This window comes from Saccharothrix sp. DSM 118769 (genome assembly GCF_052936295.1).
Window position 1 is genome coordinate 724358 of the sequence record NZ_CP193627.1, and the last position, 24080, is coordinate 748437.

Sequence of the window (24080 nt, forward strand, 5' to 3'; positions counted from 1 at the left end):
AGAGGTGACCGCGATGTCTCTCGAGGAGCTGGCCGCACAGCTTCGCCGCGGTGAGATCGAGGATCGCGCGCTGGCAGAGTACTCCGCCGAGTACGCCACCGCGGAAAAGCGTTACAACAGCAAGAAAGACGACTGAGCATGACCGCTGCCGGCCGGGGGGACGAACTCGTCCCCCCGGCCGACGCCGTGAGAGCCGTCCCGCCGGTCCCGCCCACCCCGCTGCTGCTGCAAGGCCAGGACTACCTCTTCCGCTCCCAGCCGAAGAACCTGGACTTCCAGGAGCAGGTGCACAAGCTCGGGATGGTCGACGAGGGCGACGGCAGCCCGGTGCCGTGCGTGCTGGTCCTGGCCCGCGCGGCCGACATGGAGATGAACGAGCTCTCCATCGCGCTCGCCGAGCGGGGCATCCGGATGGCCCGCATCGACGCCGACCGCTCGACGGACCTCCCCCTCACCGTCTACACCGACCAGCCCCTGCTGGAGCTGGACCGCTGGCTGCTGCGCCCGCTGCTGGTGTGGCGCAGGCACTTCGAGCTGGCGTCCATCCCGGTCGAGCCCGGCACGCTCGCCGGCGCCTACGCCGTGGACCAGTGGGGCGCGGTGGCGAACTGGCTGTCCAGCCGCGGCGACTGGGCGCACGTCAACCCCAGCCGCGCGACTGCCCACCTCGACCGGCTCACCCAGCTGTCCGACGCCGCCGCGTTCGGCCTGCGGGTGCCGCGCACCGCGGTGACCACCCGGCCCGGCCGCACCCGCCCCGGCGGCGCGCGGTGCATCGTCAAGACCTCCGGCCGCCACCTGCTCGAACCCCGCCCGGGGATGCAGCACGGCCTGTTCCCGCGCCCGCTGGAGACCAGCCGCGCCGGTGACGTGCCCGAGTCCGCGCCGGTGATCGTGCAGGAGTACGTGCCGTCCGAGACCGAGCTGCGGGTGTTCGTGGTCGGCGAGGAGTGCCTGGCCTTCCAGGTGGACAAGCTGGACCCGGCGCAGCTGTGGGTGGACCCCGGCGCGGTCCGGGTGAGCCCGGTCGACGTGCCGCGCGGGCTGACCGACCGGCTGCTGGCGCTGGCGCGGCACTGGCGGCTCCAGGTGGCCGCGTTCGACCTGCTCGTCTCGGGCGGCGACCACGTGTTCCTGGAGGTCAACGTCAACTGCGACTGGCGCTGGTTCGAGCACCGGGCGGGGGACGACCAGGTGTCCCGCGCGGTGCACGGGTGGGTGGCGGCGCGCTTCAAGGAGCTCCTGGGTGCGGGCAGAGGTCGCTGAGCGCGCGACGCCGTCCCACCGGGGCGGCGCCGCGGTCCGGGGCGACCACCCCCACCACCGCCGGTCCGCGCTCCGCGGGACCGCGGAGCCGCCGGCCCTCTCGTGCACCGGTGTCCCCGAACGGACGAGGTGGCGCCGCGACACGCCGTGCGCGCAGCGCGTTGTCCGAATGCGTGCGACCCGCGTGGATGCGGGTCACTTGTCGCGCACCGCATATCTGGTTGCTCCGACTCCCCGTTTTGGTATCGGCTTCTCCGCACCATTGCGGTATGGATCGGCAGAACGCACTCTTGGCTGTGACGCTTATCACGAAGTCGTACTTGGGATGAGCGCGCCGGGTCCATTACCCGAATGAGCGCATAGCGGAACGCATTGAGCCGTGCGGGCGACTTGTTGTGAACCTGCCCCACGAACGCTGGGTAACGGCTTAAGCTCCCCGCTGCCCCCGTAGCCCAATAGGTAGAGGCAGGCTCCTTAAAAGAGTCACAGTACGGGTTCGAATCCCGTCGGGGGCACGTCGCGCTTCAGGTCGGGTTCACCCTTCTGCCGGGTGATCGGTCACCGCATCGAGACGCGGGGACTCCGTCGCCGGAGTCCCCCGTCACCCGTTCGGAGCAATTCAGGTATCACTCCCGCGTATCACGGCGGGGTATCAGCCCTGGGCGCGCACCCATTCCGCGACGACCTCGTCGAGCACGGACAGCGGCAGCGCGCCGCCGCCCAGCACCACGTCGTGGAACGCCCGCACGTCGAACCGGTCGCCCAGCGCCCGCTCGGCACCGTCGCGGACCCGGAGGATCTCCAGCCGGCCCACCATGTACGCCAGCGCCTGGCCGGGCGCGGCGAGGTAGCGGTCGACCTCGTTCTCGATCTCGACGAGCGCCAGCGGCGTGTTCTCCCGCAGGTAGTCCACGCCCCGCTGCCGGCTCCAGCCGTGCGCGTGCAGGCCGGTGTCCACGACCAGCCGCCCGGCGCGCATCGAGTCGAGCGCCAGCATCCCCAGCCGCGCCACGTCCGACGAGTACAGGCCCATCTCGTCGGCCAGCCGCTCGGTGTAGAGGCCCCAGCCCTCCGCGTAGGCGGTGAAGCCGGTGACCCGGCGCAGCAGCGGCAGGTCGGCGAGCCGCTGGGCGAGCGCGATCTGGAAGTGGTGCCCCGGCACGGCCTCGTGGAACGCGATGGCCTCGGCCTGGTAGCGGAACCGCTCGGTCACGCGGTGGGTGTTCGCGAAGTAGGTGCCCTGCCGCGTCCCGTCCAGCGACGGCGGCATGTAGTAGGCGGTGGGCGCGCCCGGCGCGTCGGCGGCGGGCACCGCCTCGACCAGGCACCGCGTCTGCGGCAGCCGGCCGAACCAGCGCGGCGCGGCCTCCTCCGCCCTGGTCACGGCCTCGCGGGCGGCGTCGAGCAGCTCGTCCTCGGACGTCCAGCGCAGCTCCGGGTCGGTGCGCATCCGCTCGAACACCTCGGCCGGGTCGGTCGTGCCGAACACCCGCCCGCCCAGCTCGGCGTACTCGTCGCGGAGCTTCGCCATCAGGTCCAGGCCGGTGCGGTGCAGCTCCTCCGGCGTGCGGTCGGTCGTGGTCTGCACGCGGGCCAGCGCCGCGTACGTCGCGTCGCCGCCGGGCAGCCAGGTCAGGCCCGCCCGGTCCTCGGGCCGGCCCTCGATGCCCGCGATCGCGTCGCGGTAGGCGGCGAACGCGGGCCGCACGACCTCGGCCAGCAGGCGGTCCCGCTCGGCGCTGAACGCCTCGCCGCCCCGGGGGCGGGCCAGCGGGTCCTCGTCGGCGGCCAGGTAGCGGTCCAGGTGCGCCACGGCCGCCTCGACCAGGTGCCGCACGGGCGTGCGGCCGGCCGCCGCGCCGTCCAGGTGCCGCCGCGCCACCCGGCGCAGGAACTCCGGCAGCGCGGCCAGCCGGTCCAGGTAGGCCCGCTCGGCCTCCTCGTCCGGCAGCGCGGTCGTCGGCATCACCGCCAGCACCTCGCCGGCGGGCGCGAAGAACGAGTCGGTGATCGTGTACTCGACGCCGCGCGCGTCGACCAGGTCGACCACCGCCTCGGCCTGCCGCACGACGACCGAGCGGGTCACCGGGTCGTCGTCGGCGGGCAGCGCGCGGGCCCGCGCGACGATGTCCAGGGCGCGTGCCCGGACCGCCTGCTCGGTGTCCGCGCGGTGGTCGGGCAGGAGGTGGTCGTACCCCGGCACGCCGTTCGCCGTCGCGCCCAGCGGCGACTGCGACAAGACCAGGTCGAGCAGTTCGCCGGCCAACTCCGCGGTGGTGCCCATGTGCTCCCCTTGTCCGTGGTGGAACCTTGTCCGTGGTGGGAACCGGAATGGTACTTAGCCTAAGAAACGATTTAGACGCGGTCCAAATACGCGAGGACCGCGAGCACCCGCCGGTTGTCGTCCCCGGACATCGGCAGCCCGAGCTTCCCGAAGATGTTCGTGATGTGTTTGCCCACCGCTTTCTCCGTCACGAACAGCCGGGACGCGATCGCGCCGTTGGAACGGCCCTCCGCCATCAGCGAGAGCACTTCCCGCTCGCGCGGCGTCAACGTCGTCAGCGGTCGGTCGCGCGCACCCCGCGCGAGCAGTTGCGTGACGACTTCCGGGTCCATCGCGGTACCGCCCGCGGCGACCCGGCGGATCGCGTCGACGAACTGCCGCACGTCCGACACCCGGTCCTTGAGCAGGTAGCCGACCGCGCCGCCCCGGTCGGAGAGCAGTTCCCGCGCGTACAGCTGCTCGACGTACTGGGAGAGCACCAGCACGGGCAGGCCGGGCACCCGCTTGCGCGCCTCGATCGCCGCGCGCAGCCCCTCGTCGGTGAACGTCGGCGGCAGGCGCACGTCGACCACCGCCACGTCCGGGCGGTGGTCGAGGAGGGCGTCGAGGAGCGCGGGACCGGAGTCGACCGCCTCGACGACGTCGAAGTCGTACGCCCGGAGCAGCCGGATCAGGCCGTCCCGGAGGAGGACGAGGTCTTCACCGAGGACAACCCGCACGGCAGCTCCATGGTCACGACGGTCGGCCCGCCCACCGGGCTCGCGATCCCGAGTCTGCCGTCGAACGCGGCCAGCCGTCGCTCGATCCCCCGCAACCCGCCGCCCTCGGCGGGCTCCGCGCCGCCGCGCCCGTTGTCGCCGATCACCAGGACCAGCCGGCCGCCCTCGTGCCGGACGCGGACCCACGCGCCGGTCGCGCCGCTGTGCTTGGCCGAGTTCGTCAGGGTCTCCGCGACCGCGAAGTAGGCGGCCGACTCGACCGGGGCCTCGGGGCGGCCGTCCAGCTCCAGGTCCACCTCCACCGGCAGCGGGTGCGCCAGGGCCAGGGCGCGCAGCGCGCCGTCGAGGCCGCGGTCGGCGAGCACCGGCGGGTGGATGCCGCGCACGAGGCCGCGCAGCTCGGCCAGCGCCTGCGACGACGACTGCCGGGCCTCGGCGAGCAGCCCGCGGGCCGCGTCCGGGTCGCGGGCCAGCAGCTCCTCCGCCATGCCCAGGCTCATGCCGAGCGCCACCAGCCGGGCCTGCGCGCCGTCGTGCAGGTCGCGCTCGATGCGGCGCAGCTCGGCGGCCTGGGCGTCGACCGTGTCGGCGCGCGAGTCGGCCAGGACCCGGACCCGGTCGGTGAGCGCGGCCGTCGCGCCGGGCGCGAGCAGCCACCGGGTGACGCGGGCGTGCAGCAGGGCGGCGCGCGGGGTGGCCCACCAGGCCGCCGCCAGGTAGCCGGCGCCCATCAGCGGGGCCAGCACGAAACCCCCCGGCGTGCGGCCGTCGACGAGGCTGAAGTCCACCTGCTCCTCGCCGAGCAGCCACAGCACGGGTGTCAGCACGCCGAGCGGCCCGCCCAGCCACAGCACCGCCGGCAGCACGCCGCAGAGCACGCCGAGGACCGCGTTCACCGGCAGGAACGCCAGGTCGCGCCACGTCGCCGGGTCGGTGGCGACCGTGCGGACCCGGGTCATCGGCCCCCGGTTCGCGGGCCGCCGGTAGGGCGACGGGACCTCCTCCCCGAGCACGCCCCCGGCCCAGCGGCGGGCGTGCCCCGCGTAGCCGCGGGCCGCGGCGGTCGCCAGCAGCAGCAGCGGCACGCCGACGGTCACCAGGATCAGCGGGTAGGTGACGAGCTGGAGCGGCACGAGCAGCAGCCCGACCAGGCACAGCGGCGTCCGCGCGAGCCCCCGCGCGGCCTGGGTCAGCCGGGCGCGGGCGCCGCGCACGAGGTCGTGGTCCGTCATGGCCGGGATTCTCCCGGCCGGCCCGCGCGGACGCGGTGGGGCTAACCCCCCGATCCCGGCGCGGCCCCGCCGGGCGTCAGTTGCGCGCGGCCGGGTTGCGGCGCAGCTGGTCCAGCACCACCGGGTCCTGCAACTGCATCCACTGCACGACCTCGGTGTAGGTGGCGCACACCGTCTCCGGCTTCGCGCACACCTCGCCCAGGAACCCCTCCACCGCGCCGCTGAACGCGCCGCCCGCCCACTCGTTGAAGTGGTTGCCGATCACGACCGGCGCGCGGTTGCCGTTGAACGCCTCCTGGTACACCGAGCGGTAGGTGTCCAGCACGATCCGCGTGAAGTCCGCGGCCCGGTGCGGCTCCTCCCGCGCGCCGTTGAGCGCGTACCAGAGGTTGTAGTCCATCATCACGACCTGCTTGCCCAGGGCGGGCACGCGGACCTCGGGCATCGGGAACTCCCACACGCCGTCCCGCACGAAGGGCCACACCACGCCCAGGCTCACGTGGCTGGTGTCGTAGACCAGGCCGTGCTGCCGCATCGCCGGGAACGCCTCGTCCCAGTTCCCCTCCAGGCACGGGGTGCGCCCGCCGCGCACGGTCGCCGGGTCGAGCGCGAAGCCCTGCCGCCGGGCCTTCTCCACGATGGCGAAGAACTGGTCCAGCTCGCGGTTCCACTGCTCGGTGTTCCAGCTCCCCACGTTCGGCTTGTCCGCCTCGCAGTAGTGGCCGTTGTAGTGGGTGCCGATCTCGTGGCCGGCGGCGATCGCGGCGTTGAGGTAGTCGATCCGCAGCGCCACGTCGGCGGGCGACCCGCCGAAGCCGATCGACGAGTAGCCCGGCTCGTGGCCGGGGCCGGTGTAGGTCCCGGCGTCCTGGTCCGCGACCAGGTACACGCCGGACAGCAGACCGGTGACGTGCGCGTCCACGCTCGCGGCCAGCGGCATGATCCGGTCCCAGTGCTCCTTCGACGCCGCGCCGTCGAAGGAGAACAGCACGAACTGGGGCGGCCTCTCGCCGGGCTGCATCCGCCGCATCCAGGACGGCGGGGCGGCGGGCATCGGCACCGTCGGCGGGGCGGCCGAGGGGGTGGTGCCGCCGGTGGCGCGCGGCGCCATCGGCAGCGGGGCGGCGAGGTCGCCGACGTCGGTGGTCGGTCCCGGCTCGCGGGCGCCCAGCACGGCGAGCACCACGAGCGTGAGCGCCAGCGCGACGCCCGTCGAGACCCAGCCCCATCGCTTCACAACCACAGGACGACGTGGAGTGGCCGCAGGTTGCCTCCGCGTCACGACGCGGTCACGCCGGGGTCGCGACCACCACGCGGTTCTCCTCGTAGCCGGTGCCGCCGCCGACCCACCGGCCGCCGCACGTGACGAGCACCAGCCGGTGCGGCCCGCGCGGCCCGAACAGCTCGACCGCCCGGTTCGGCAGGTCGTCCTTGCGCACCGCCTCGACCTGCGTGACGGTGAAGGTGTAGGACTTCCCGGCGGTGTCGACGACGGTGACCCGCTGGCCCGCGGCCGAGCGCCACAGCTCGTCGAACGGGCCGGTCATGCCCTTCCAGTTCACGTGCCCGGCCAGGACGGTGGCGCCCTCGGCCGCGCCGAGGTCCACGCCCCACCACGTCGCCTCGCCCACGCCCTCGGGCACCGGCAGGACGCCGTCGGCGGTGACCTCCTCGCGGACCAGCGTCGCCAGGCCGCCCTGCGGGAGCCGGACCGTGCCCGGCCGCTGGGCGGCCGGCTGTTGTTGCTGTTGTTGCGGCGGCTGGTCGGGCTGCGGCGCGGCCGTGGGCGTCCGGTCCGGGGCCGGGGGCGGCGAGGCGGGCGCGTTCGCCCCGACGGGCATCCCGGCCAGGTCCACGCCCCGGCCGGAGCGGGAGCTGTCACCCAGCGGGTGCGGCACGACGGCGTCCGCCGGGGCGGGCGCGCCCAGGAGCACGACGTCGCCGGAACGGGTGGCGACGAGCGCGGCGGAGGCGACCAGGGCCGCCACCGCCACGCCGGTCAGCAGTGCCTTCACGCGGTGTCCCGGTTCCCGCTCAGGACCGCCGCGCGATCCGCCGCCGGGCCAGCAGGCCCACCAGCGCGACACCGAGCAGCAGCACGCCGCCGGAGCCGACCAGGGCGCCGGTGCGGACCTCGGTGGTGAACGACGCCGTGGCCACGACCCCGGAGCCGTCCGCGCCGGCCGGGATGGTGATGGGCACGATGGGCTTGTCGGGCTTGTTCTTCATGGACACGGCCAGGGTCTGCCCGGGTTCCACCCGCCCGCACGCCTTCGGCGGCGCGTTCGGGTCGAAGTGCTCCTGGTAGCCCTTGGCCGCCGCGACCTCGATCACGCAGATCTCCTGCGGGGTGCGCAGGTCCGGCACGGTCGCCAGGCCGTCCGCGCCCGTCTGGAGCACGACCGGCTGGCCCTCGGGACCGGTCAGGTCGGTGTCGTCCTGCCGCTTCGCCGGGGACCTGCCGTCGGCGGCGGTGATCTTCAGCGCCGTGCCCGCGACGGCCTTGCCGGTCTCCTCGTCGGTCTTGGCGACCTGCACCGCGCCGGGCGCGGTCTTCGCCGTGGTCGTCGCGTTCGCGGCCAGCGGCTGCTCGCCGCCCGTCGTGACGATCCGCTGCATCGAGACGTTGTTCGCGGGCACCCGCACGCGCGGCCGCTCGGCCGGGCCGTTGAGCGAGACGCTGAACGACGGGTTCGGGCCGGTCGGCACGACCTTCACGGCGAGCGCCTTGCCGTCGGTCGGCGTGGTGAGCTGCCCGGAGGCCGAGCCGTCCTCCAGCGTGGCGTCCGTCAGCTGCACGGTCACCGGCAGGCCGGTGACGTGACCGCCCGCGGTCTTGGTGATGTCCACCACCCACGTGTCGGGGCTGCCGATGACCTGCTCGCCCTCGGGGGCGCTCACCCTGGCCGCCCACGGCCCGCGGTTGGCCTCGGCGTCGGCGCGCAGCCGGTCCACGGCCGCCTGCGCCTGCCCGAACGCGGGCTTGCCCAGCTCGTCGTAGTGGAACCGCTCGTTGTAGGCGATGTGCCGGAAGTCGCTGTTCCCGTCGAGCGAGATGCCCCGGGCGGGGTCCTCGAACGCGGTCCACGAGTGCAGCAGGTGCGCCAGCGCGGCGGCCTCGTCGTACGACTCGGTGTTCGCGTACCGGAGCAGCAGGTAGGAGATGTTCGCGGCGACCTCGGGGGACAGCGGCGCGCCGCCCTTGGACAGGAGTTCGTCGCCGTCCTTGTACTCGACGTCGCTGTCGGGTGCGAGCAGCGAGTACTGCACGCACCAGACGCGCTGCCCGTTCCACTCGTAGGAACCGAGCCAGTCGCCCTCGCCTGCGGGCTTGCCGTTGTAGCCCTGAGCGGCGACCTCGTACCCGATGCCCTCCTCGGGGGCGGCGTTCGCGGCGGCGGGCAGGGTGAGCAGGGCCACGCCGGCGGCCAACGCGGCACCGGCGAGTCGTCTCCGCCTCATGATCGTCAATTACCCCTCGGGCGCGTCGTAAGAGCTGCCGCAGGCAGCCTTACGGGTGGGTGATCGCCAGGACAAGCCTCCAGCGGGGTGGAACGCCGACTACGCTCCGCCACGCGGGGTGTGGATGAGAGATCGACAGCCCGAGTAAAGTCACTTTTACCCGACGGGAACGAATCGACTCGTGTGGTCGTTGGACCCCGTGACGGCGTAAGAACGCCACAGGAGGACGAGGTGCGCACCACCAGCAACCCCGCGTTCCGCAACCTGCCGACAGGCGGCGGACAGCAGGCAGCAGGATTCGGCCAGCCCTACGGACAGCCGTACGGCCAGCAGTACGGCACCGAGCAGTACGGCGGCTACCAGGGCGCGCCGCCGGTCGCCGGCGAGCGCCCGATCACCATCGACGACGTGGTGACCAAGACCGCGATGACGCTCGCGGTCACCCTGGTCACCGGCTTCATCTCGGCGTGGCTGGTGCTGTCCGGCCAGGTCGCGCCGTTCGCGCTGATGCTGCCGGGTCTCATCATCGGCCTGGTCGTGTCGCTGGTCATCATCTTCAAGCGGAAGCCGAGCGCTCCGCTGGTGCTGACCTACGCGGCGGCCGAGGGCGTGTTCCTCGGTGGCATCACCGGCGTGTTCGAGAGCTTCTTCCCGGGCATCGCCCTGCAGGCCATCCTCGGCACGTTCGGCGTCTTCGGCGCGATGCTCGTGGTCTACAAGACCGGTGCGATCCGCGTCACGCCGCGCCTGACCAAGTGGATCATCGGCGCGGTCGTGGGCGTCGCCGTGCTGATGCTCGGCAACCTGGTGCTCAGCCTGTTCGGCGTGAACTCGGGCCTGCGCGACGGCAGCCCGCTCGCCATCGGCTTCTCGCTCCTGGTGATCGGCATCGCCGCGTTCAGCTTCCTGCTCGACTTCGAGTCGGCGAACGAGATGATCCGCTCGGGCGTGCCGGCCAAGTGGGCGTGGTGGGCGGCGTTCGGCCTGATGACCACCCTCGTGTGGCTCTACCTGGAGATCCTGCGCCTGCTGTCCTACCTCCAGAGCAGCGACTGACCTCCCGCTCCTGAACGACCGAGGGCGCCCCGGCCACCAGCCGGGGCGCCCTCCGCTTTCCCGAGAGTCCAACGCCCAGACCCCGAGAGTCCTACGCCCAGACCCCGAGAGTCCTACGCTCGCGACCCGAGAGTCCTACGCTCGCGACCCGAGAGTCCAACGCTCAGGACCCCTGAGTTCTGCGTTCGTGACCAGGTCAGCTGAGGCGCTCGATGACCATGGCCATGCCCTGCCCGCCGCCGACGCACATGGTCTCCAGGCCGAACTGCTTGTCGTGGAACCGCAGCGAGTTGATCAACGTCGTGGTGATCCGCGCGCCGGTCATGCCGAACGGGTGGCCCACCGCGATCGCGCCGCCGTTGACGTTCAGCCGGTCCAGGTCGATGCCCAGGTCCCGGTACGACGGGATGACCTGCGCGGCGAACGCCTCGTTGATCTCGACCAGGTCGATGTCGCCGATGGTGAGCCCGGCGAGCGCGAGCGCCCGCTTGGACGCCTCCACCGGCCCCAGGCCCATGATCTCCGGCGACAGCCCCGACACGCCGGTGGACACGATCCGCGCCAGCGGCGTGATGCCCAGCTCCTTCGCCCTGGTGTCGCTCATGATCACCAACGCCGCCGCGCCGTCGTTGAGCGGGCAGCAGTTGCCCGCGGTGACCCGGCCGTCGGGGCGGAACACCGGCTTGAGCCCGGACACGCCCTCCAGGGTGACGCCGGCGCGGGGGCCGTCGTCGGCGGACACCGTGCTGCCGTCGGGCAGGGTGACGGGGGTGATCTCGCGGGCCCAGAAGCCGTTGGCGATGGCCTTCTCGGCGAGGTTCTGCGAGCGGACGCCGAACTCGTCCATCTCCTCGCGGGACACGCCCTTGACGCGGGCGAGGTTCTCCGCGGTCTGGCCCATGGCGATGTAGACGTCGGGCAGCGAGCCGTTCGCGCGCGGGTCGACCCACTCGTCCGCGCCGGTCTGCGCGGTGGCGGCGGTGCGGCCCTCGGCCTCGGCGAACAGCGGGTTGTGCGTGTCCGGCCACGAGTCCGAGGAGCCGCGGGCGAAGCTGGAGACGGTCTCGACGCCCGCGCTGACGAACACGTCGCCCTCGCCGGCCTTGATGGCGTGCAGCGCCATGCGGGTCGTCTGCACGCTGGACGCGCAGTAGCGGGTGACGGTGGTGCCGGGCAGGGTGTCGTACCCGGCGAGCACGGCGACGACGCGGGCCATGTTGAAGCCCTGCTCACCGCCGGGCAGGCCGCAGCCGAGCATGAGGTCGTCGATGTCGGCGGGGTCCAGCTCCGGGACCTTCGCCAGCGCGGCCTTGAGGACCTGCACGGTGAGGTCGTCGGCGCGCACATCCTTGAGCGATCCCTTGCCCGCGCGCCCGATGGGCGACCGGGCGGCGGAGACGATCACGGCTTCCGGCATTACGGAACTCCTTTGTTTCGCCGCGGCGTGTGACGTGCAGCCTAGTTAACGCTTGTTCAGCGCGGCCACCACTCGTGACGAACGACGCCGCGCCGCTGCACCGGCCGTCCACCGCCTCCGCGATATACGCTCAGCACGTCATCTCAAGAAGTGGAAGGGCCGTCGTGGAGTACGTCGAGAGCGTCGTCGACCTGGTCGGCAACACCCCGCTGGTGAAGCTGAACGCGGTGGCCGAGGGGCTCCGGCCGCTCGTCCTGGCCAAGATCGAGTACCTCAACCCCGGTGGCAGCGTGAAGGACCGCATCGCGCTGCGCATGGTCGAGGCCGCCGAGCGCAGCGGCGAGCTGAAGCCCGGCGGCACGATCGTCGAGCCCACCTCGGGCAACACCGGCGTCGGCCTGGCGCTCGTGGCCCAGCAGAAGGGCTACAAGTGCGTCTTCGTCTGCCCCGACAAGGTGTCGGTGGACAAGCGCAACGTGCTCAAGGCGTACGGCGCCGAGGTCGTCGTGTGCCCCACGGCCGTCCCGCCCGAGCACCCCGACTCCTACTACAACGTCTCCGACCGGCTCGTCGCCGAGATCCCCGGCGCCTGGAAGCCCAACCAGTACGCCAACCCGGAGAACCCCGCCAGCCACTACCACGGCACCGGACCCGAGCTGTGGCGGCAGACCGAGGGCCGCATCACCCACTTCGTCGCGGGCGTCGGCACCGGCGGCACCATCTCCGGCACCGGCCGCTACCTCAAGGAAGCCTCCGGCGGCCGGGTCAAGGTCATCGGCGCCGACCCCGAGGGCTCCGTCTACTCCGGCGGCACCGGCCGCCCCTACCTCGTCGAGGGCGTCGGCGAGGACTTCTGGCCCGACGCCTACGACCGCACCGTGTGCGACGACATCGTCGCCGTGTCCGACGCCGACTCCTTCGAGCTGACCCGCCGCCTCGCCCGCGAGGAGGGCCTCCTCGTCGGCGGCTCCTGCGGCATGGCCGTCGCCGCCGCCCTGCGCGTCGCCGAGGACGCCGGCCCCGACGACGTCATCGTCGTCCTGCTGCCCGACGGCGGCCGCGGCTACCTGTCGAGCGTCTTCAACGACAAGTGGATGGCCCAGTACGGCTTCCTGTCGCCCGACACCTCCGGCGCCACCGTCGGCGACGTGCTGCGCCGCAAGGACGGCACCGTGCCCGACCTCGTGCACGGCCACCCCAACGAGACGGTCGCCGAGGCCGTCGCGATCATGCGCGAGTACGGCGTGTCCCAGATGCCCGTCGTCAACGCCGAACCGCCCGTCATGGCCGCCGAGGTCGCGGGCGCCGTCAACGAGCGCGACCTCCTCGACGCGCTGTTCACCGGCAAGGCGCAGCTGACCGACCGGCTCGACCGGCACATGTCGCCCAAGCTGCCCACCCTCGGCGCGGGCGAGCCGATCAGCTCCGCGATGACCGCACTGTCCTCAGCGGACGGTGCCCTCGTGCTGGAGGACGGCAAGCCCGCCGGCGTCGTCACCCGGCAGGACATCCTGGGTTTCCTCGCAGGTCGCTGAACCGCCGCGGTGCGGACGCGTTGCCCGGTTGCCCGTGGCACGGGCAGCGCGATCCGCTAGCGTTGGGCACCGACTCACTACACCTACGGCCCGTGCCAAGGGGGTTGGAAACTCCGATGAACGCTCCGCAGCCGCCGGGGAACCAGCAGTTCGGCGGTCACAACCAGCAGGAGCAGGGGCAGGGTGCCCAGCCCTCGAACGCCGACGCGACCCAGGTCGTGCCGAGCGGCGGGCAGCCCCCTGCGTTCCCGCCCCCGGAGGCCACCCAGGTGGTCCCCACCACCGGCCAGCAGCCCGCGGGCAACGCCGACACCACGCAGGTCGTGTCGTCCGGTGCCCAGCAGCCGCCCACCCCCGGCTTCGGCCAGCAGCAGCAGCCCGGCTCCGGCGGCTTCCCGGCGCAGCCCGCGTCGGCGTCCGGCGGCTTCCCCGCGCAGCAGCCGCCCCCCTACGGCCAGCCGCCCGCCCAGTACGGCCAGCAGCCCTACGGCCAGCAGCCCGCGCAGTACGGTCAGCAGCAGCCTTACGGCCAGCAGCCCGCGCAGTACGGCCAGCAGCCCGGGTACGGCCAGCAGCAGCAGTGGGGCGCGCAGCCCGGCTACGGCCAGCCCGCCGGGTACGGCCAGCCCGCCGGCTACCCGGCGCCCGCCGGCGGCTACGCCGAGTGGGGTTCCCGCGTCATGGGCTTCCTCGTCGACGGCCTGGCGCCCGGTGTCGTCGTCGCCGCCCTGGTCCTCATCACCCTCGCCGTCGGCGACCCGACGCTGACGCTGATCGTCGGCGGCATCGGGTACCTGGCGGTCATCGCCTTCGTCATCTACAACACGCTGTACCTCCAGGGCACCACCGGCCAGTCGTACGGCAAGAAGATCGCGAAGATCAAGCTGGTCAGCGAGGAGACCGGCCAGCCCGTCGGCTTCGGCAACGTGTTCGTGCGCCAGCTCTGCCACATCGTCGACGGCATCCCCTGCTACGCGGGCTACTTCGCGCCGCTGTGGGAGCCGAAGAAGCAGACGTGGGCCGACAAGATCATGAAGACGGTCGTGGTGAACGCGCCGGAGTCGGCGTCGGCGTCGGCGTCGCCCGGCGGTTACGGCCAACCGGGCCAGCCGGGTCAGCAGCAGGGGCAGCAGCCGCAGCAGTCCGGGCAGTACGGCCAGTACGGCCAGCCGGGCCAGCAGCCCGGTCAGCCCGGCCAGCAGGCGTACGGCCAGCAGCCCTACGGCCAGCCGGGGCAGTACGGCCAGCAGCAGCCGGGCCAGTACGGCCAGCCGGGGCAGCAGCCCGGTCAGTACGGCCAGCAGCCGCCGCAGTGGTGAGCTGATCGCCCTTTCACCCAACCGCCCGTCGGCCACCAGCCGACGGGCGGTTGCTTTTCGCGCGGCCGTACCCTAAGTGCATGACGGACACCGGTCACCACGGTTTCGCGACCAGGGCCATCCACGCCGGGCAGGCACCTGACCCGACGACGGGCTCGGTCATCGTGCCGATCCACGCCACCTCGACCTACGCGCAGGACGGCGTCGGCGGGCTGCGCGGCGGCTTCGAGTACTCCCGCACGGGCAACCCCACGCGGGCCGCCCTGGAGGAGTGCCTGGCCGCGCTGGAGGGTGGGCGGCACGGCCGCGCGTTCGCCTCCGGCATGGGCGCGACCGACACGGCGCTGCGCGCCCTGTGCCGGCCCGGTGACCACGTCGTCATCCCCAACGACGCCTACGGCGGCACGTTCCGGCTCATCGACAAGGTGCTGTCCCAGTGGGGCGTCGAGCACACGCCCGTCGCGCTGTCCGACGTCGACGCCGTGCGCGCCGCCGTGCGGCCCAACACCAAGGTCATCTGGGTCGAGACCCCCACCAACCCGCTGCTCAACATCGCCGACATCGCCGTGCTGGCGCAGGTCGCGCACTCGGCGGACGCGAAGCTCGTGGTCGACAACACGTTCGCCTCGCCGTACCTCCAGAGCCCGCTCGCGCTCGGCGCGGACGTCGTGCTGCACTCCACGACCAAGTACGTGGGCGGGCACTCCGACGTGGTCGGCGGTGCGCTCGTGACGTCGGACGACGAGCTGGACGCGGCGTTCGGCTTCCTCCAGAACGGGGCCGGTGCGGTGCCCGGGCCGTTCGACGCGTGGCTGACGCTGCGCGGCATCAAGACGCTCGAAGTGCGCATGGAGAAGCACTCGGACAACGCCGAGAAGGTCGCCGAGGCGCTCCTGCGGCACCCGAAGGTGACCCGCGTCCTCTACCCGGGCCTGCCCGAGCACCCCGGTCACGAGGTGGCGGCGAAGCAGATGCGCCGGTTCGGCGGCATGATCTCGTTCACCGTCGAGGGCGGCGAGGAGGCGGCGCTGCGCGTGTGCTCGCGCACGAAGCTCTTCACGCTCGCCGAATCACTCGGAGGTGTCGAGTCCCTGATCGAGCACCCGGGCCGGATGACCCACGCCAGCACCGCCGGCTCGCTGCTCCAGGTACCCGCCGACCTGATCCGCATCTCGGTCGGCATCGAGTCGGCCGACGACCTGGTGGCCGACCTGGTCACCGCCCTCGACTGACCCGCACCACCACCCGCGCCTGAACCACCCGCGCCTGAACCACCCGCGCCTGAACCACCCGCGCCTGAACCACCCGCGCCTGAACCACCCGCGCCTGAACCACCCGCGCCCGAACCACCCGCGCCACGGCCGACCGGGCCAAGCCCCATGCCCGGTCGGCCGTCGCACGCCGTCCTGCTGCTCACCGCCGCCCTACCGCCTGTTGCCCACCGCTCATCGCCCAGCCAGCTGCCGCCCAGCCGGCTGCCGCCTCACCGCGATCCGTAGCGAACCGCGGCGCGCTCCTTGGCCTTCGCCGCCTCCACCTCGCGATCACGCGGCGGGGCCTTCGTCACCAGCGACGCCAACAACGCGCGAGTGGCCTCCGCGACCGCCTCGACGGCCGCGTCGAACGCCTCCTGGTTGACCGCCGACGGGTGCGTCGACCCGCTGACCTTGCGCACGTACTGCACCGCCGCCGCGTGGACCTCGTCATCCGTGGCGGGCGGCTCGAAGTTGTGGAGCACCCTGATGTTGCGACACATGCCCCCACTATCGCCCAAATCCCCCCGGCACACGCCCAACCGCCGACATCCCCACGCGCCGCCCCGCCCTCGCCTGCCGACCGCGCCGCGCCGACCTCGACTCCACCCGTTGCCGGCTCGCCGCACCGATCGCGCGGGCCGAGGGCAGACGGCGGGCAGCGGGCGGCGGGCGGTGATCCGCGCGGGCGGCGCGAGGCGCGTGCGTGCGGCGCGGGTGGCGCGGGTGGGCGGCGCGAGGCGTGCGCGGGTGGGCGGCGCGGCGGCAGGTGCGTGAGGCGAGTGGGTGGGCGGCGGGGGTGGTGCGGGTTGCCGCCGTCAGGGCCGGGGCCGGGACCGCCGTCACGGCCGGGACCGCCGTCACGGCCGGGGTCGGGGCACGGGCCGGGGTCGGGGGCGGCGTGGGGGTGGGTTCGGGTCGGGTGGTGGTGCCGGGTTCCTCATGTCTTCACCGAGTGGCGTAACGGCGTTTCCGTACATGTTCGGCCCCATGATCACCCGATCGTGCAGCCCGAAAACGCATAACCCCAGGTCACGGCTGGACGGGGTACCGCGCGTTCTCCACCCTGGGCGGCACGGCGGGCAGGTCCTCGCCGTCCACGCAACCACCGACGAACTCGACCACGCCCCCGCGGTCCACGAACCGCCCCGTGTCCGCGCACCCCGCGTGGGCCACGGAGAAGAAGGCCGCACCGGTCAGCGCCGCGGCCGTGGCGACCGCTCCGACGAGCGGGAGCACCGCGGTGACCCGAGCCGCGAGCGCCATGCCACCCTCCAGGTGAATGCTGTGTGAGATACACCGAGGGTACCGGTCCCGGGGCACCCGTCAGGGCATCGTCAGCTTTCCGACAGGAAGGGCCGGCCCGGGGGTGCCCGGACCGGCCCGTTGCCGACCACAACGTCGGAAACCCCCGCGGAGTTCCTGGACTGCGCGTCAGAGGTTGCCGCGGCGCTCCTGCTCGCGCTCGATCGCCTCGAACAGCGCCTTGAAGTTGCCCTTGCCGAAGCCCAGCGACCCGTGCCGCTCGATCAGCTCGTAGAACACGGTCGGCCGGTCGCCGATCGGCTTGGTGAAGATCTGGAGCAGGTACCCGTCCTCGTCCCGGTCGACCAGGATGCGGTGCTCCTTGAGCACCTCGATCGGCACCCGCACCTCACCGATGCGCGCCCGCAGCTCCGGGTCGTCGTAGTACGAGTCGGGCGTCTCCAGGAACTCCACGCCCGCCGCGCGCATGGCCTTCAGCGTCGTCACGATGTCGTTCGTGGCGAGCGCGATGTGCTGCACGCCGGCGCCCTCGTAGAACTCCAGGTACTCGTCAATCTGCGACTTCTTCTGCGCGACCGCGGGCTCGTTGAGCGGGAACTTGACCCGGTGGTTGCCGTTCGACACGACCTTCGACATCAGCGCCGAGTAGTCCGTCGCGATGTCGTCGCCGATGAACTCCGCCATGTTCACGAAGCCCATGACGCGGTTGTACCACTCGACCCAGTAGTCCATCCGGCCCAGCTCGACGTTGCCCACGCAGTGGTCGACCGCCTGGAACAACCGCTTCGGCGCGCCCTCGGGCCGGACGACCGTGCTCTCCCTCGCCACATATCCGGGCAGGTACGGGCCGGTGTACTCGGACCGGTCGACGAGGGTGTGCCGGGTCTCGCCGTACGTCGCGATGGACGCCACCCGCACGGTGCCGTGCTCGTCGGACAGGTCGTGCGGCTCCACGAGCACGGTGGCGCCCTGCGACCGCGCGTGCTCGACGCACCGGTCGACGTCGGCGACCTCCAGGGCGAGGTCGACGACGCCGTCGCCGTGCCGCCGGTGGTGGTCGAGCAGCGGGCTGTCGGGCGAGACGCCACCGTTGATCACGAACCGCGCGGACCCGGACTTGAGCACGAAGGACTTGTGGTCCCGCTGCCCGGTCTCGGGGCCGGCGTAGGCGACGAGCTGCATCCCGAAGGCCACCTGGTAGAACCACGCGGTCTGGGTCGCGTTGCCGACCACGAAGACCACGGCGTCCATGGAGCGGACGGGGAACGGGTCCCGCGTCCCGTCGTAGTCGACCAGGCCCACGAGTTGGCGGAGCTGGTCGTAGCTCACGTCGTCAAGCTGCTGCGTCATGCACCCAGGATGTGCGCGCCTGGTCAGGGTGAGCAACAGTTGGTTGTTTCGCTGGTCGATTTGTACAGTGAGCCATGCCCGAACCCCAGCAGGTTGAACACTCTGACCAGGTCGTGGACGCGCTCGACGCGCGGCTGTTGCTGCTGCTCACCGACGAGCCGCGGCTGGGCGTGCTGGAGTGCTCGCGGCGGCTGGGGGTGGCGCGCGGCACGGTGCAGGCGCGGCTGGACCGGCTGGTGGCGCGGGGCGTGCTGACCGGCTTCCCGCCGGCGCTCGACCTGGCCGCGATGGGCTACGGCCTCACCGCGTTCGCCGTGCTGGAGATCGCCCAGGGCAGGCGGCAGGAGGTGTGCGACGGCCTGGCCGCCATCAACGAGGTGTGCGAGGTGCACGCGACCACCGGCCAGGGCGACCTGTTCGCGCGCCTGGTGGCCCGCTCGAACGCCGACCTGCAACGGGTGATCGACTCGATCGTCGACGTGCCGGGCGTGCAGCGGCTCTCGACCTCGATCGCCCTGTCCACGCCCGTCCCGCCGCGCGTGCGCCCCCTGCTGGAGCGCATCCGCTGAACACCTGCCCGACGAGCAGCCCGGCAAGCAGCCCGGCGACCCTCGGCAAGCAGCCCGACAAGCAGGAGGGGCGGCCACCTCCGCGTGGTGGCCGCCCCTCCCGGTGTCTGTGGGGCTAGCCCGCGTAGGGCACCGCCTTGATGAGCGTCACCTTCATCGTGCTGCCGTTGGGCAGTTCGTACTGCCGGGTCTCGCCGTCCTTCGCGCCGAGCAACGCCTTGCCCAGGGGGGACGAGGGGGAGTAGACCTCCAGCGCGCCGTGCGCGCCCTCCTCACGGGTGGCGAGCAGGAACTCCTCGGTCTCGTCGTCCCCGGCGTAACGCACCGTGAGCACCATGCCGGGTGCGGCGATGCCCGCGACCGTCGGCGCCTCGCCGACCTTCGCGACCCGCAGCAGCTCCTGCAACTGGCGGATGCGGGCCTCCTGCTTGCCCTGCTCCTCACGGGCGGCGTGGTAACCGCCGTTCTCGCGGAGGTCACCCTCTTCCCGACGCGCGTTGATCTCCGCGGCGATGACCGGGCGGTTCTCGATCATCTCGTCCAGCTCTCCCTTGAGCCGGTCGTAGGCCTCCTGGGTCAACCAGGTCACCTCAGTGTCGCTCACGGTCACCAACTCCTCGTCTTGCGCCGGCCCACGGCGTGGGCTGGCTGTTCCCGGGCGCACCAACCCGGAACGGAAAAACACGGCCCGCGTCGGGGCCGTGCTGAAAGGCCAGAGTAACACGCGCACAACGTTCGGCGACGGCGTTTTGTTCCCGGATCGGCCGCTGAAAGCGCAGATCACCCGCTTGGCCGCTACCTCGTGGACAGGTAAGCCGGTACCTGGTACGAGCAGCCGAAAACCTCTCCGGTAACAGGCGGTTTCGACGTCTTCAGCACGGTCGTCTGCCGGACCGTGCCGGGCCCCGGCGGCACGAGCACCTCGCGGCGCCCGCTCTCGTCGCCGTCCTCGGAACGCGCGCGCACGATGCACACGACGGCGTCCTCGGGCGTCTCCCGGACGACCTCGAAGGTGACCTCCACCGTGCTGTCGTCCCGGACGGTGAACGCGGTCTGCTTCGCCTCCACGGGCATGGTGCCGAGGTTGCGGTAGCCCACCCAGGCGATAACCCCGCCGATGAGCACCGCGATCACGGGGAGTGACCAACGGGCCCACTTCGGGAGGGGGCGGCGTCGGGTGCCGTACCGACCTTCGGGCAGTGCCACCTGCGAACGCCCTCCTGCCCGTGGGGAACAATGACCGCCAGCGATCGGTTGAGTGTCGCAGGGGGCCGTTCGGCCCCGTCCGCCAGGCCCCCGCGGGGCCGGGTACCGGAGGAGGAGCACCACCGTCATGGTTGAGAAGCTGCGCCTGATGGCGGTGCACGCGCACCCCGACGACGAGTCGAGCAAGGGCGCCGCCACGATGGCCCGCTACGTCGCCGAGGGCCACGAGGTCATGGTCGTCACCTGCACCGGCGGCGAGGCGGGCAGCATCCTGAACCCCGCCATGGACCGCCCCGAGGTGCTCGCCGACATGGCCGGCATCCGCCGCGCCGAGATGGCGCGCGCCGCCGAGATCCTCGGCGTGCAGCACCGCTGGCTGGGTTTCGTCGACTCGGGCCTGCCCGAGGGCGACCCGCTGCCGCCGCTGCCCGAGGGCTGCTTCGCCCTCGTGCCGCTGGAGGAGTCCACCCCGCCGCTGGTGGAGGTCATCCGCGAGTTCCGCCCGCACGTGATCGTCACCTACGACGAGAACGGCGGCTACCCGCACCCCGACCACATCCGCTGCCACGAGGTGTCCGTCGCCGCGTTCGACGCCGCGGGCGACCCGGACCGCTACCCCGAGCTGGGCGAGCCGTGGCAGCCGCTGAAGCTCTACTACAGCCACGGCTTCTCGCGCGCGAAGCTGATGGCGTTCCACGAGGCCCTGCTCGCGGCCGGCCAGGAGTCGCCGTACGCCGAGTGGCTGGCCGGGTGGGGCGAGGACCGGCCCGACGTCATGGAGCGGGTCACCACGCAGGTCGAGTGCGCGGACTGGTTCCCGGTCCGCGACGAGGCGCTGAAGGCCCACGCCACCCAGATCGACCCGACGAGCCGCTGGTTCGCCGTGCCGCTGGAGACGCAGCGCGAGGTGTGGCCGACCGAGGAGTACGAGCTGGCGAGGTCGCTGGTCGACAGCACCGTGCCGGAGGACGACCTGTTCGCGGGCGTCCGGGAGAAGGTGACCGCGTGACGGCGCTCCCGACCCCGGTCCCGCTGGAGCTGACCACGGCGGTGGTGCTCGCGCAGCAGCCGTCGACCGACAAGGACCCCGGTGGCCAGCAGGAGGACTTCGGCAAGTCCTCCCCGCTGGGCCTGCTGCTCCTGGTGCTGTTCTTCATCGCGGTGTTCTTCCTGGTGCGGTCGATGAACAAGCACCTGAAGAAGCTGCCCGCGTCCTTCGACGAGCCCGCCGGGACCGACGGCGAGCCCGCGAAGACCGGCACCGCGAAGACAGGCAAGACCGCGAAGGCCGACGGGGCCGTCGAGGAGGGCTAGGGGCCGCCTAGGGCCGCGCCTGCTCGTACCAGGCGCGGCGGGCGGGCACGGAGACGATCTCGCGCTCCGGGTAGCGCAGCGCGGTCAGCCGGCCGCCGAACACGCAGCCGGTGTCCAGGCACAGCGTCCCGTTCACCCACTCCGGCGCCTCGACGGGCGTGTGCCCGTAGAGGACCGTCGCCGCGCCCGAGTACTCGTCCGCCCACGGGTGGCGGACGGGGAAGCCGCGCTCGTCGTGCCGGCCCGTGGACTGCCCCCACAGGGCCAGGGCGCGCATCTTCGGCGACTGCACGCCGTGGTAGCGCTCGGGCAGGCCCGCGTGGGCGATGACGAGCCGGCCGCCGTCGAGGACGTAGTGCGGCACCAGGGAGTCGCAGAACTCCAGCGCGCGGGCCCGGAACCCCGGCGTCTCGCGCGCGAGCTGGTCGAGCGACTCGCGCAGGCCGTGCGCCACCTGCACGGCGCGGCCCCGCAGGGCGCGCACCAGCTTCTCCTCGTGGTTGCCGCGCACCGCGATGGCGTTGCCCGCCGCCACCATGCCCATGGCCAGCCGCAGCACGCCCGGCGTGTCCGGGCCGCGGTCGACGAGGTCGCCGAGGAACGCGACCGTGCGGCCCTCGGGGTGCTCGCCGTCGGGGGAGTAGCCCAGCTCGCGCAGCAGGTGGTCCAGCTCGACGCGGCAGCCGTGCACGTCGCCGACCACGTCGAACGGTCCGGTCAGGTGGCTCAGGTCGTGCGGCTGGCGCGCCGGTTCGTCGATCACCGGCACATTCTCGCCGAGCGGTCCGGTCGGCGGCGGGGATTTACCGTGGGGCCATGACGAACCGGCTCGCGTCCTCGACCAGCCCGTACCTGCTCCAGCACGCGGAGAACCCGGTCGACTGGTGGGAGTGGTCGCCCGCGGCGTTCGCCGAGGCGCGCGAGCGGGGCGTGCCGGTGCTGCTCAGCGTCGGCTACGCGGCCTGCCACTGGTGCCACGTGATGGCGCACGAGTCGTTCGAGGACGACGCGACGGCCGCGTACATGAACGAGCACTTCGTCAACGTCAAGGTCGACCGCGAGGAGCGGCCGGACGTGGACGCCGTCTACATGGCCGTCACGCAGGCGCTGAGCGGGCACGGCGGGTGGCCCATGACGGTCTTCCTCACGCCCGGCGGCGAGCCGTTCTACGCGGGCACCTACTACCCGCCGTCGCCCCGGCCGGGGACGCCGTCGTTCGGGCAGGTGCTGGAGGCCATCGCGCACGCGTGGCGCGAGCAGGGCGACGAGGTGCGCGAGTCCGCCGCCGGGATCGCCTCCCAGCTGGCGTTCACCCCGCTGCCCCGGTCCACTGTGGACGAAGACGTGCTGGCGGGCGCGGTGGTGTCGCTGCTCGGGCACTTCGACCGGGCCAACGCCGGGTTCGGCGGCGCGCCCAAGTTCCCGCCGTCGACGGTGCTGGAGTTCCTGCTGCGCCACCACGAGCGCACCGGGTCGGTCGAGGCGCTGTCGATGGCCCGCGCCACGTGCGCCGCGATGGCGTCCGGCGGCATCCACGACCAGCTCGCCGGCGGGTTCGCGCGCTACTCCGTGGACGCCGCGTGGGTCGTGCCGCACTTCGAGAAGATGCTCTACGACAACGCCCTGCTGCTGCGCGCCTACGCGCACCTGGCCCGCCGCGACGACGACCCGGCGCACGCGCGGGTGGCGCGGGCGACCGCCGAGTTCCTGCTCCGCGACCTGGGCACGCCCGAGGGCGGGTTCGCCGCGTCGCTGGACGCCGACACGGACGGGGTCGAGGGCGCCACCTACGTGTGGACGCCCGCGCAGCTCGTCGAGGTGCTCGGCCTCGCCGGGGGTTCCCGCGCCGCGGCCCTGTACGGCGTCACCGACGAGGGCACGTTCGAGCACGGCACGTCCACGCTGCGGCTGCTCGGCGACGCCGACCCGGACCTGGCCGCCAGGCTGCTGGAGGCGCGTTCGCGCAGGCCGCAGCCGGGGCGCGACGACAAGGTCGTGACCGCGTGGAACGGCCTGGCCGTCGCGGCCCTCGCCGAGGCGGGCGCGGTGCTCGGCGAACCCCGCTGGGTGGCGGCGGCCGTGCGCGCCGCCGAACTCCTCCTGGGCACCCACGTCGTCGACGGGCGGCTGCGCCGCACCTCCCGCCACGGCGTCGCGGGCACGGCTGCGGGTGTGCTGGAGGACCACGGCTGCCTCGCCGACGGCCTGCTCGCGCTGCACCAGGCGACCGGCGACGCGCGGTGGTTCACCGAGGCGTGCGGCCTGCTCGACACCGCGCTGGCGCGGTTCGCGGGGGAGGAGCCGGGCGTCTACTACGACACCGCCGACGACGCCGAGGCGCTCGTGCAGCGGCCGTCGGACCCGTCGGACAACGCCACGCCGTCCGGCGCGTCGTCGCTGGCGTCCGCGCTGGTCACGGCCTCGGCACTGGGCGGTCCGGCGCGCTACCGCGAGGCCGCGGAGGCCGCCCTGGAGCGGGCCGGGCTGCTCGTCGCGCGGGAACCGCGCTTCGCCGGGCACTGGCTCGGCGTCGCCGAGGCGCTCGCCCTGGGACCGGTGCAGGTGGCCGTCGTCGGCGGTGACGACGACCTCGTCCGGGCGGCGTGGGCCGGGGTGCACGGCGGCGGCGTGGTGGTCTCCGGCGACCCCGGCGGCGCGCCGCTGCTGGAGGACCGCCCGCTGGTCGACGGCCGCGCGGCGGCCTACGTGTGCCGCGGCTACGTGTGCGACCGGCCCGTCACCACGACCGCCGAGCTGACCGAGGCCCTGGCCGCCCGCTGACCTGGCCGCTGACCTGGCCGCCCCGGACCTGGCTGCCCGCTGACCTGGCCG

The 24080-nt window shown here is 73.0% G+C and carries 22 protein-coding genes, 1 tRNA gene and 1 pseudogene; 11 read left to right on the top strand and 13 right to left on the bottom strand.

Annotation, left to right across the window (positions count from 1 at the left end; translation table 11 throughout):
* Positions 1-13: 13 nt before the first annotated feature.
* The 3 genes from ACRAKJ_RS03525 to ACRAKJ_RS03535 all read left to right on the top strand — a co-directional run bounded on the left by ACRAKJ_RS03525 (position 14) and on the right by ACRAKJ_RS03535 (position 1781).
* On the top strand, positions 14-136 hold the full coding sequence (locus ACRAKJ_RS03525; RefSeq protein ID WP_438924859.1) for a hypothetical protein: 123 nt from the start codon (positions 14-16) through the stop codon (positions 134-136).
* A gap of 2 nt (positions 137-138) precedes the next feature.
* Positions 139-1266 (top strand): ATP-grasp domain-containing protein, encoded by a 1128-nt coding sequence (locus ACRAKJ_RS03530; RefSeq protein WP_447008871.1) that lies wholly within the window; start codon positions 139-141, stop codon positions 1264-1266.
* A 441-nt stretch (positions 1267-1707) separates the two neighbouring features.
* Positions 1708-1781, top strand: a tRNA-Leu gene (locus ACRAKJ_RS03535).
* A 137-nt stretch (positions 1782-1918) separates the two neighbouring features.
* Here ACRAKJ_RS03535 and ACRAKJ_RS03540 read toward each other — a convergent pair.
* From ACRAKJ_RS03540 to ACRAKJ_RS03565, 6 genes are all read right to left on the bottom strand, one after another.
* On the bottom strand, positions 1919-3550 hold the full coding sequence (locus ACRAKJ_RS03540) for a DUF885 domain-containing protein (protein WP_438924704.1): 1632 nt from the start codon (positions 3548-3550) through the stop codon (positions 1919-1921).
* A gap of 71 nt (positions 3551-3621) precedes the next feature.
* A complete protein-coding gene (locus ACRAKJ_RS03545) occupies positions 3622-4269 on the bottom strand; it encodes a LuxR C-terminal-related transcriptional regulator (RefSeq protein ID WP_438924705.1) in 648 nt (215 codons plus the stop codon).
* Positions 4221-5501 (bottom strand): sensor domain-containing protein, encoded by a 1281-nt coding sequence (locus ACRAKJ_RS03550; protein WP_438924706.1) that lies wholly within the window; start codon positions 5499-5501, stop codon positions 4221-4223. The genes ACRAKJ_RS03545 and ACRAKJ_RS03550 overlap by 49 nt, the downstream gene beginning before the upstream one ends.
* 76 nt (positions 5502-5577) lie before the next feature.
* Entirely contained in the window at positions 5578-6744 is a 1167-nt protein-coding gene (locus ACRAKJ_RS03555) for a polysaccharide deacetylase (RefSeq protein WP_438924707.1), read from the bottom strand.
* 46 nt (positions 6745-6790) lie between these two features.
* Positions 6791-7516, bottom strand: a complete 726-nt coding sequence (locus tag ACRAKJ_RS03560) for a sortase domain-containing protein (RefSeq protein ID WP_438924708.1) — start codon at positions 7514-7516, stop codon at positions 6791-6793.
* Between the two features lie 19 nt (positions 7517-7535).
* Positions 7536-8963, bottom strand: a complete 1428-nt coding sequence (locus tag ACRAKJ_RS03565; protein ID WP_438924709.1) for a SpaA isopeptide-forming pilin-related protein — start codon at positions 8961-8963, stop codon at positions 7536-7538.
* 231 nt (positions 8964-9194) lie between these two features.
* Here ACRAKJ_RS03565 and ACRAKJ_RS03570 point away from each other — a divergent pair, with 231 nt between their 5' ends.
* The gene (locus ACRAKJ_RS03570) at positions 9195-10019 is read left to right on the top strand and encodes a Bax inhibitor-1/YccA family membrane protein (RefSeq protein ID WP_438924710.1); all 825 of its coding nucleotides are present in this window, start codon (positions 9195-9197) and stop codon (positions 10017-10019) included.
* Positions 10020-10215: 196 nt separating this feature from the next.
* Here ACRAKJ_RS03570 and ACRAKJ_RS03575 read toward each other — a convergent pair whose 3' ends face one another.
* Positions 10216-11436, bottom strand: coding sequence for an acetyl-CoA C-acetyltransferase (locus tag ACRAKJ_RS03575; protein WP_438924711.1), 1221 nt, complete (start codon positions 11434-11436; stop codon positions 10216-10218).
* 164 nt (positions 11437-11600) lie between these two features.
* On the opposite strand from ACRAKJ_RS03575, the gene ACRAKJ_RS03580 reads away from it, so the two are divergent.
* The 3 genes from ACRAKJ_RS03580 to ACRAKJ_RS03590 all read left to right on the top strand — a co-directional run bounded on the left by ACRAKJ_RS03580 (position 11601) and on the right by ACRAKJ_RS03590 (position 15522).
* Positions 11601-12971, top strand: a complete 1371-nt coding sequence (locus ACRAKJ_RS03580; protein WP_438924712.1) for a cystathionine beta-synthase — start codon at positions 11601-11603, stop codon at positions 12969-12971.
* 116 nt (positions 12972-13087) lie between these two features.
* Positions 13088-14290 carry an RDD family protein gene (locus ACRAKJ_RS03585; RefSeq protein WP_438924713.1) on the top strand — a complete coding sequence of 401 codons (1203 nt, stop codon included), beginning with the start codon at positions 13088-13090 and terminating at the stop codon, positions 14288-14290.
* Positions 14291-14370: 80 nt separating this feature from the next.
* Positions 14371-15522, top strand: coding sequence for a cystathionine gamma-synthase (locus ACRAKJ_RS03590; protein ID WP_438924714.1), 1152 nt, complete (start codon positions 14371-14373; stop codon positions 15520-15522).
* A gap of 251 nt (positions 15523-15773) precedes the next feature.
* Here the strand turns inward: ACRAKJ_RS03590 and ACRAKJ_RS03595 are convergent, their stop codons facing one another.
* From ACRAKJ_RS03595 to hppD, 3 genes are all read right to left on the bottom strand, one after another.
* Complete coding sequence (locus tag ACRAKJ_RS03595; RefSeq protein ID WP_438924715.1) at positions 15774-16046, bottom strand: DUF2277 domain-containing protein; 273 nt, start codon at positions 16044-16046, stop codon at positions 15774-15776.
* A gap of 529 nt (positions 16047-16575) precedes the next feature.
* Positions 16576-16809: a hypothetical protein gene (locus ACRAKJ_RS03600; protein ID WP_438924716.1), complete on the bottom strand. Its 234-nt coding sequence runs from the start codon at positions 16807-16809 to the stop codon at positions 16576-16578.
* A 168-nt stretch (positions 16810-16977) separates the two neighbouring features.
* Entirely contained in the window at positions 16978-18159 is a 1182-nt protein-coding gene (gene hppD, locus ACRAKJ_RS03605; protein WP_438924717.1) for a 4-hydroxyphenylpyruvate dioxygenase, read from the bottom strand.
* Between the two features lie 74 nt (positions 18160-18233).
* Between hppD and ACRAKJ_RS03610 the strand changes: the two genes are divergently transcribed.
* Positions 18234-18728, top strand: coding sequence for an Lrp/AsnC ligand binding domain-containing protein (locus ACRAKJ_RS03610; protein ID WP_438924718.1), 495 nt, complete (start codon positions 18234-18236; stop codon positions 18726-18728).
* Positions 18729-18843: 115 nt separating this feature from the next.
* Here the strand turns inward: ACRAKJ_RS03610 and greA are convergent, their stop codons facing one another.
* Together greA and ACRAKJ_RS03620 are read right to left on the bottom strand one after the other, a co-directional pair.
* Positions 18844-19338 (bottom strand): transcription elongation factor GreA, encoded by a 495-nt coding sequence (greA, locus tag ACRAKJ_RS03615; protein ID WP_438924719.1) that lies wholly within the window; start codon positions 19336-19338, stop codon positions 18844-18846.
* 185 nt (positions 19339-19523) lie between these two features.
* Positions 19524-19934 (bottom strand): DUF4307 domain-containing protein, encoded by a 411-nt coding sequence (locus tag ACRAKJ_RS03620; protein ID WP_438924720.1) that lies wholly within the window; start codon positions 19932-19934, stop codon positions 19524-19526.
* Positions 19935-20061: 127 nt separating this feature from the next.
* Between ACRAKJ_RS03620 and mca the strand changes: the two genes are divergently transcribed.
* Together mca and ACRAKJ_RS03630 are read left to right on the top strand one after the other, a co-directional pair.
* On the top strand, positions 20062-20943 hold the full coding sequence (gene mca / locus ACRAKJ_RS03625) for a mycothiol conjugate amidase Mca (RefSeq protein WP_438924721.1): 882 nt from the start codon (positions 20062-20064) through the stop codon (positions 20941-20943).
* Entirely contained in the window at positions 20940-21248 is a 309-nt protein-coding gene (locus ACRAKJ_RS03630; protein ID WP_438924722.1) for a hypothetical protein, read from the top strand. The genes mca and ACRAKJ_RS03630 overlap by 4 nt, the downstream gene beginning before the upstream one ends.
* A gap of 10 nt (positions 21249-21258) precedes the next feature.
* Here ACRAKJ_RS03630 and ACRAKJ_RS03635 read toward each other — a convergent pair.
* Positions 21259-22011: pseudogene (locus tag ACRAKJ_RS03635) on the bottom strand (metallophosphoesterase); the annotation flags it as partial.
* Between the two features lie 53 nt (positions 22012-22064).
* On the opposite strand from ACRAKJ_RS03635, the gene ACRAKJ_RS03640 reads away from it, so the two are divergent.
* On the top strand, positions 22065-24029 hold the full coding sequence (locus ACRAKJ_RS03640) for a thioredoxin domain-containing protein (protein ID WP_438924723.1): 1965 nt from the start codon (positions 22065-22067) through the stop codon (positions 24027-24029).
* Positions 24030-24080: the final 51 nt, after the last annotated feature.

Bases quoted from the DNA above. Each gene is read 5' to 3' on its own strand.
- ACRAKJ_RS03525 (WP_438924859.1), top strand. From the start codon at position 14: ATGTCTCTCGAGGAGCTGGCCGCACAGCTTCGCCGCGGTGAGATCGAG.
- mca (WP_438924721.1), top strand. From the start codon at position 20,062: ATGGTTGAGAAGCTGCGCCTGATGGCGGTGCACGCGCACCCCGACGAC.
- ACRAKJ_RS03550 (WP_438924706.1), bottom strand. From the start codon at position 5,501: ATGACGGACCACGACCTCGTGCGCGGCGCCCGCGCCCGGCTGACCCAG.
- ACRAKJ_RS03610 (WP_438924718.1), top strand. From the start codon at position 18,234: ATGCCCGAACCCCAGCAGGTTGAACACTCTGACCAGGTCGTGGACGCG.
- ACRAKJ_RS03540 (WP_438924704.1), bottom strand. From the start codon at position 3,550: ATGGGCACCACCGCGGAGTTGGCCGGCGAACTGCTCGACCTGGTCTTG.
- ACRAKJ_RS03575 (WP_438924711.1), bottom strand. From the start codon at position 11,436: ATGCCGGAAGCCGTGATCGTCTCCGCCGCCCGGTCGCCCATCGGGCGC.
- ACRAKJ_RS03565 (WP_438924709.1), bottom strand. From the start codon at position 8,963: ATGAGGCGGAGACGACTCGCCGGTGCCGCGTTGGCCGCCGGCGTGGCC.
- ACRAKJ_RS03595 (WP_438924715.1), bottom strand. From the start codon at position 16,046: ATGTGTCGCAACATCAGGGTGCTCCACAACTTCGAGCCGCCCGCCACG.
- ACRAKJ_RS03530 (WP_447008871.1), top strand. From the start codon at position 139: ATGACCGCTGCCGGCCGGGGGGACGAACTCGTCCCCCCGGCCGACGCC.
- ACRAKJ_RS03640 (WP_438924723.1), top strand. From the start codon at position 22,065: ATGACGAACCGGCTCGCGTCCTCGACCAGCCCGTACCTGCTCCAGCAC.
- hppD (WP_438924717.1), bottom strand. From the start codon at position 18,159: ATGACGCAGCAGCTTGACGACGTGAGCTACGACCAGCTCCGCCAACTC.
- ACRAKJ_RS03600 (WP_438924716.1), bottom strand. From the start codon at position 16,809: ATGGCGCTCGCGGCTCGGGTCACCGCGGTGCTCCCGCTCGTCGGAGCG.
- ACRAKJ_RS03590 (WP_438924714.1), top strand. From the start codon at position 14,371: ATGACGGACACCGGTCACCACGGTTTCGCGACCAGGGCCATCCACGCC.
- ACRAKJ_RS03585 (WP_438924713.1), top strand. From the start codon at position 13,088: ATGAACGCTCCGCAGCCGCCGGGGAACCAGCAGTTCGGCGGTCACAAC.